General features: G+C 50.1%; 10 protein-coding genes. 7 read left to right on the forward strand and 3 right to left on the reverse strand.

All coding sequences use genetic code 11. From position 1 onward, the window contains the following. Positions 1 to 145: 145 nt before the first annotated feature. A complete protein-coding gene (locus tag METPAY_RS05410; protein WP_048149842.1) occupies positions 146 to 1336 on the reverse strand; it encodes a YcaO-related McrA-glycine thioamidation protein in 1191 nt (396 codons plus the stop codon). A gap of 58 nt (positions 1337 to 1394) precedes the next feature. Between METPAY_RS05410 and METPAY_RS05415 the strand changes: the two genes are divergently transcribed. Continuing rightward, on the forward strand, positions 1395 to 1679 hold the full coding sequence (locus tag METPAY_RS05415) for a DUF2098 domain-containing protein (RefSeq protein WP_048149844.1): 285 nt from the start codon (positions 1395 to 1397) through the stop codon (positions 1677 to 1679). Between the two features lie 5 nt (positions 1680 to 1684). Here the strand turns inward: METPAY_RS05415 and nikR are convergent, their stop codons facing one another. Further along, a complete protein-coding gene (gene nikR / locus METPAY_RS05420) occupies positions 1685 to 2107 on the reverse strand; it encodes a nickel-responsive transcriptional regulator NikR (RefSeq protein WP_048130908.1) in 423 nt (140 codons plus the stop codon). Positions 2108 to 2165: 58 nt separating this feature from the next. Further along, positions 2166 to 2516 carry a hypothetical protein gene (locus tag METPAY_RS05425; RefSeq protein WP_048149847.1) on the reverse strand — a complete coding sequence of 117 codons (351 nt, stop codon included), beginning with the start codon at positions 2514 to 2516 and terminating at the stop codon, positions 2166 to 2168. On the opposite strand from METPAY_RS05425, the gene METPAY_RS05430 reads away from it, so the two are divergent. From METPAY_RS05430 to METPAY_RS05455, 6 genes are all read left to right on the forward strand, one after another. Beyond that, positions 2515 to 2805: a hypothetical protein gene (locus tag METPAY_RS05430; protein ID WP_048149856.1), complete on the forward strand. Its 291-nt coding sequence runs from the start codon at positions 2515 to 2517 to the stop codon at positions 2803 to 2805. The two genes, METPAY_RS05425 and METPAY_RS05430, sit on opposite strands and share 2 nt — an antisense overlap. Positions 2806 to 2968: 163 nt before the next feature. Further along, the gene (locus METPAY_RS05435; protein ID WP_048149859.1) at positions 2969 to 4204 is read left to right on the forward strand and encodes a translation initiation factor IF-2 subunit gamma; all 1236 of its coding nucleotides are present in this window, start codon (positions 2969 to 2971) and stop codon (positions 4202 to 4204) included. After that, entirely contained in the window at positions 4201 to 4581 is a 381-nt protein-coding gene (locus tag METPAY_RS05440; RefSeq protein ID WP_048149861.1) for a type II toxin-antitoxin system VapC family toxin, read from the forward strand. Before METPAY_RS05435 ends, METPAY_RS05440 begins: the two co-directional genes overlap by 4 nt. A gap of 29 nt (positions 4582 to 4610) precedes the next feature. Further along, positions 4611 to 5180: a DNA-directed RNA polymerase gene (locus METPAY_RS05445; RefSeq protein WP_013328051.1), complete on the forward strand. Its 570-nt coding sequence runs from the start codon at positions 4611 to 4613 to the stop codon at positions 5178 to 5180. Next, a complete protein-coding gene (spt4, locus tag METPAY_RS05450; RefSeq protein ID WP_013328052.1) occupies positions 5167 to 5370 on the forward strand; it encodes a transcription elongation factor subunit Spt4 in 204 nt (67 codons plus the stop codon). Before METPAY_RS05445 ends, spt4 begins: the two co-directional genes overlap by 14 nt. Positions 5371 to 5380: 10 nt before the next feature. Then, positions 5381 to 5881: a GTP-dependent dephospho-CoA kinase family protein gene (locus METPAY_RS05455; protein WP_048149863.1), complete on the forward strand. Its 501-nt coding sequence runs from the start codon at positions 5381 to 5383 to the stop codon at positions 5879 to 5881. Positions 5882 to 6000 lie beyond the last annotated feature (119 nt).

The raw sequence follows: 6000 nt of genomic DNA on the forward strand, positions 1-6000 counted from the left end.
GGCAACCTTTCCGGGTAGTCTCGGCCGGGAATACAGAAAGTTAAGAATTGATGATCGACGGGCAGGGTTAAAGGTAAGTGGAATATTCCACTTTCTTTCTCATAATCCCGGCAATATAATTAAAAAAGGGAAAAAAATTGGTTAATCAGTGTCTTCTTCTTACTCTCGTCTTGTCCATATATGAGACTTCAAGGCCTGGAATGACGACCCTTACGACAGGAACGGGGGTCTTTGAGAGATCGCACACGCAGACTCTTTCTGCATGCCCTTGCAGCTCTTCAAGGGTGACTTTGAGATCTTCGTCTATATATTCAGTGCTCTTGTCCGGAATCTCCGAGAGTTTTATGCTCTCGGCCTCATCGGTAAACCACATCCTGTTTATTCTCTTGAGCCTCTCGTAGCCTGCCTTTTCTATGAGCATCCGGCGTTTCGGGTCCTCCCTTCCTCCTTTAAGCGAGCTTCCCCTGCTCTGTGCAACCTCAGTTAGTGCCCTCAGGACGGCGATCTCCGGGTTTAGATGAGTACCCGATCCCATTACAAGGAGAGACGGGTCTTTCGTAAGGGTGTCGTCCCCTCCTGCCGCAACTGTTGGGACGCCGGTCTTTGCATCGATCAGCCACAGGTGGATCTTAACCCCGTTGTCTTCGAATATATCAAGTAGCTCCTTTGCAGGGCCTTCCTTGTCTACAATAATCTTTTTGCCCATCGATCTTGCATTCTCCGCATCGCTCAGGGCATCCCTTTCAATGACCTCGAAGATCGCATGGAGGATTGCCTCCTCGATAATGTTTCCGCTCGCAAGGCCGTTCGTATCGCTCCTGAACAGCTGCTGTGCCATGCCTACCGGATCATACGGGTGGAATACCGCATTGCTGGGGACGTAAATCTCCTCTTCGTTCATCATATCCCATGATGGAGTCCAGTGCAGCTTTTCACCGCTCTCAAGCGGACGGGGGAGTATGAGGTCGGCCGGGTCGACGGCAGTTGCAGGCCCCATGCCATCGAAGCTTTCATGGATCATGCTCTCTCCCCTGTACTCTGCGCTGTACCTCTCGATCGCCTCCATCATGGCCGAAACTTCGGCATGGACGGGACGCGTCCCTTTGCCTGCATGCATCCTTGTCGCGCCCGGTTTGGCTCCCGGCCTCGATGCAGAGTATACGGGGATGCCGAGCCTGTCGAGTCCTGTTATATCTTCAACCTCGACAACACCGATCTTGGGCATAAGCGGTTTAATCTTTTCAAGTGTTTTTTCCGGGGCCGTAACTCTGTGCGTTCCGTCGAAGTACTCCTTCTTTATCCTGTTTATCCTGATGGGGTCGATATGGGTGAACATCTCTATGTGATGTTTGGAAAACTAACTTTATATTTTAGATGCACTTAACAGACTGTTAATGGAAAATGCAACTATAGCTCCCGGTTCATTAGTGAGATATCCGCGGACCGGAACTTCAGGCAAGGCAACAGGTTCGAAGATCATCGACGGAAGAGAGTTCGTACTTATCGATTCGACAGGTATGTATTACCGGGCGGATCAGCTCATTATCGTAGATTCGGTGACGGAGAAGCGGGAGAGAGGAGAAGAAAAAGGAATAGAACGCTTTAAAGCGGAAAAAAAGCTGAGCAGCGAAGACATCCGGGATGCTTTCGACGATGTAACCGGTGTCGGAGCGGGATAAAAAAATTATTCTTCTATAGGGATTGTGGTCAGTTTTACCGAATCCACTCCCTTCTGGGCCATGAGGCTCTCTGCAATCTTTTTGATCTTTCCGGCATCTCCCCTGACAAGTATTATTTCAAGGCACTTGTCATGTGTAACATGTGCATGAAGTGATGACTGGATAATATCCAGGTGTTCGTGCTGGATCTCGGTCAGCACCTGCAGGAGTCCTCTCTGTTCATGGTCATAGACCATCGTTATTACACCCTGTCTCTCACCCTCAACATCGGACATCCACTGGTAGTATGTGATATAACTCCTGATTGCGTCCCTGATTCCTTCGGATCTTGATGAATACCCCCTGTATTCCAGGATTGTATCAAACTTGTCGAGAAGGTTCTTCGGAAGCGATATGCCTATCCTTGATAGATCGGATTCATGCGTCATTTTCATTTCACCTTTTCCTTTCTGCAATGTTAGGATGTATTACTGTTTGTGTCTTTTATTAAAAGTGTTTCTTACTTGATATGCAGTTACAATCCTGTCTCATGATATTTTTATCATGCTTTTTGATCTGGATAATTAAATTAAAGTTTATGTAAGTAAAAATAATTTTAACAAGGGGTGCTAAACTTACGACCGGGAGTGTTGAAATAAGGAAGATCAATATACCTGGCAATATCGGTGTCAGGGACGACTTCCTGGAGACTGCAAGATCGATATCATGTCTGCCTGTCGAGCATTCGGTCGTCTTCGATGCTTCGGGAAATATTATTGAAAGGAATACGTCGGGGGAGAGGAACAGGATATTCATCTGGCAGGCGGATCTCTTCAGGCTGTCTGGAAAGATATTCATGCATAACCACCCGTCAGGAACCTCATTTTCGCTCAGCGATGTCCATACGGCATGCATGCTGGGGATGGCGGGTATGATCGCGGTCACGAGCAAATACATCTATTGTCTCTTCCCCCCGGAGGAAAATGACAATTTCATGCGAAGCGACTATGCCGATATTGTCCGGTGCTATACGGTGAGATGCAGGACGCTACCTCTGTCGAGGAGGTTTAAATCGCCTGATCTTGCCTGGGAGCACGTTGCCATCGATATGGGGCTTCGCTATCTTCGAATTGCTTTCCCTGATTAATTTAAGCTGCATTGTTGACTGAATTTTTAAAACAGGGGAGTATGCTGGGGATCAGGCCGTTTTAGGATACCAAATACCGAAAACATTTATAATAACTTGGTGTCCGTGACAGAGTACGTATAAGTATCCGGGTCTTACATATATAAGGGAGGTTAGGATAGTAGTGAGCGATCCATTAATACCAGGAGTAAATATCGGTCTTGTAGGCCACGTAGACCACGGAAAGACCACTTTGGTCTCAGGTCTTACCGGCCAGTGGACAGACAGGCACAGTGAGGAAATTAAACGCGGAATCTCGATCAGGCTCGGATACGCGGACGCAACCTTTTACAGGTGTCCGAAGTGCAAGGGTGCTGATGCATTTACCACGGAGAGCATATGCCCCGAATGCGGCAGCGAGTGCGAACCTTTCAGGACGGTCTCTTTCGTAGATGCACCGGGCCACGAGACGCTTATGGCGACCATGCTCTCGGGTTCGGCACTTATGGACGGGGCGATGCTTGTAATCGCCGCAAACGAGAAGTGCCCGCAGCCCCAGACAAAGGAGCACCTGATGGCGCTTGAGCTTGTCGGAATCGAGAATATCGTTATAGTGCAGAACAAGATTGATGTGGTTTCCCAGGAACAGGCGCTTGCTCACTACAAGGAGATTAAGAAATTTGTAAAGGGAACTATCGCCGAGAACGCCCCGGTGGTTCCTGTTTCTGCACAGAAAGGTATCAATATCGGTGCACTGATCCAAACGCTCGACGAGTGCATACCGGTCCCGAAGAGAGACCCGGACGACGATCCCATAATGCTTATCGCAAGATCGTTCGACATCAACAAACCGGGATGCAGCTGGCGTGACGTCAAAGGCGGCGTTATCGGTGGTTCACTCACACAAGGTGTCCTCAAAGAGGGTGACGATATAGAGATTCGCCCGGGTATGAAGGTCGAGGCCGAAAACCAGGTCCGCTGGGACCCGATCATGACAAAGGTTACATCGATCAATGCGGGCAAAAACAGGGTTACAGAGGCAACTCCGGGCGGTCTCCTCGGTGTGGGCACAAAACTCGATCCCGCACTTACCAAGAGCGACGCTCTTGCAGGCCAGGTTGCCGGGCTTGTCGGAAAGATGCCCCCGGTATGGAGCCGTATGGCCTTTAAGGTCTCTCTTATGGAGAGAGTCGTCGGTTCCGACGATGAATTTACAATCGAACCCCTGAAGCACAAGGAACCTTTAATGCTCTCAGTCGGAACCGCAGTAACGGTAGGTGTCGTTGTAAATGTCAAGAAGGATATCGTCGATGTCGTTCTCAAAAGGCCGGTCTGTGTCGCAGTCGGCTCGAGGATTGCAATCAGCCGTCAGGTCGGAGGCCGGTGGCGCCTGATAGGAATGGGGACCCTGGTCGAGTGAGGGTCCTCCTTGATGCAAACGGCCTGATGGTGCCTGTCCAGTTCAGCGTGGACATATTTACGGCGATCGAGGGGCTCGTCGGCTCTTTTGAGCCGGTGACCCTCGAAGGTGTTGTAAGGGAGCTTGAAGGGCTTTCGAAGGGCCGCGGCAGGGATGCGGCGGCGGCGAAGGTCGGGCTTTCCCTTGCAAAGAGATGTCTGGTGGAAAAAAGCCCTTTAAGCGGTGTTCCGGTGGACGATATGATAGTGGATTTCGCCGACATGACCGGCTGTATGGTGATGACCAACGATCGGCGACTGAGGGAAAGACTGCTTGATAAAAATATTGATGTAATATCCCTTAGAAATCAGAAAACACTTGAGATAATAAGAGGCTGAAGAAAGCCTAAAAAACGGGTGAAAAACAGATGTATTATAAAATGAAGCTCATTGACAAGGTGCGCGTGCCTCCCAACCGTCTTGGTGAGGATTTGAGTTCCGTTGTTCTCGACGAACTCCAGCAGCAGCTTGAGGGAAGTATCGATAAAGATATCGGGATCTTCATTGCCGTGACAGAGATACACGACATAGGCGAAGGCGACATTATTCCCGGAGACGGGGCGGTATATTACCATGTCGAGTTCGATGCCGTCGTCCTGCGTCTTGCAATGCAGGAGGTTATCGAGGGAGAGGTCGTCGAAACGACGAGTTTCGGTGCCTTCGTTTCGCTCGGCCCGATCGACGCGATGCTCCACGTAAGCCAGATCTCGGACGATTTCATCAACTATGACGAGAAGAACGGACGTCTGGTCTGCCAGGAAACAAGGAGGCAGATCTCTGTCGGCGATATAGTTCGCGGGCGTGTGGTCTCGCTGAGTCTTTCGGAGAGGGACCCGAGGGAGAGCAAGATCGGCCTTACAATGAGGCAGGCAGGTCTCGGAACGGGCCAGTGGCTTACAGAGGAGATGGAGGCGGAAAAGGCAGATGGCTCCTCGTAATAAGAAAAATCTCAGGGTATGCCGCGTATGCCATCATGTAGTCGAAGGCGAATCGTGCATGACATGCGGCAGCACGAATCTCAGCGAGGACTGGGCAGGTTACCTGTATATAGTCGACCCGAAGAACTCGGAGATCGCAAAGAAGATGAATATCGATATGCCCGGCAGGTACGCCCTTAAAGTACGCTGAGTCCGTTGAAATGAACTGGTATCTTCCCGAACGGCACAGGGACAGATTTAAAGAGCCTTTCGGGAGACTCTTCCCTGATATCAGGGCTGCGCTTGAGTATTCAGGCGGCGCACCCGTTTTTGCAGTTGGTGATGTAGTCACCTACAATCTCGTGAGAAATGATGTAGTCCCGGAGATTGCAGTTATCGACGGAATTACGATGAGGGAGCCGTGCAGCAGGACACCCCGTCTTCGTTCGTCAAGATTCGAGGTCGAAAATCCTCCCGGGATGATCACCGGAGAACTTATCGACACTCTTATGCTTGCACTTGAGTCGAGGCCGGCGCTCGTTCATGTAAACGGCGAAGAGGATCTTGCTGTAATTCCGCTTGTGAGAATAGTTCCCGACGGGTCTGCGGTTTTTTACGGCCAGCCGGGGGAGGGTGTCGTCGTGAAAATTGTCGATGAAGAGGCAAGGCGTCTTGCCGACGAACTTTTCTCGCTCTTTGAAGCGGATAATTCCTGTGAATAATCTTTAAATCTTTTTTAAATTGGGCATAAGCCTCTGAAGAGGGAGCCCAGGCGCAAAGTTCTTCGCTTTCAATCAGATACCTGCGAAATTGCGATAGCCCTGCCTGGAAAAAAGATGAG

The organism is Methanolacinia paynteri (assembly GCF_000784355.1).
Lineage (GTDB): Archaea > Halobacteriota > Methanomicrobia > Methanomicrobiales > Methanomicrobiaceae > Methanolacinia > Methanolacinia paynteri.

Bases quoted from the DNA above. Each gene is read 5' to 3' on its own strand.
- METPAY_RS05410 (WP_048149842.1), bottom strand. From the start codon at position 1,336: ATGTTCACCCATATCGACCCCATCAGGATAAACAGGATAAAGAAGGAG.
- METPAY_RS05415 (WP_048149844.1), top strand. From the start codon at position 1,395: ATGGAAAATGCAACTATAGCTCCCGGTTCATTAGTGAGATATCCGCGG.
- nikR (WP_048130908.1), bottom strand. From the start codon at position 2,107: ATGACGCATGAATCCGATCTATCAAGGATAGGCATATCGCTTCCGAAG.
- METPAY_RS05430 (WP_048149856.1), top strand. From the start codon at position 2,515: ATGCATAACCACCCGTCAGGAACCTCATTTTCGCTCAGCGATGTCCAT.
- METPAY_RS05425 (WP_048149847.1), bottom strand. From the start codon at position 2,516: ATGAATATCTTTCCAGACAGCCTGAAGAGATCCGCCTGCCAGATGAAT.
- METPAY_RS05445 (WP_013328051.1), top strand. From the start codon at position 4,611: ATGTATTATAAAATGAAGCTCATTGACAAGGTGCGCGTGCCTCCCAAC.
- spt4 (WP_013328052.1), top strand. From the start codon at position 5,167: ATGGCTCCTCGTAATAAGAAAAATCTCAGGGTATGCCGCGTATGCCAT.
- METPAY_RS05455 (WP_048149863.1), top strand. From the start codon at position 5,381: ATGAACTGGTATCTTCCCGAACGGCACAGGGACAGATTTAAAGAGCCT.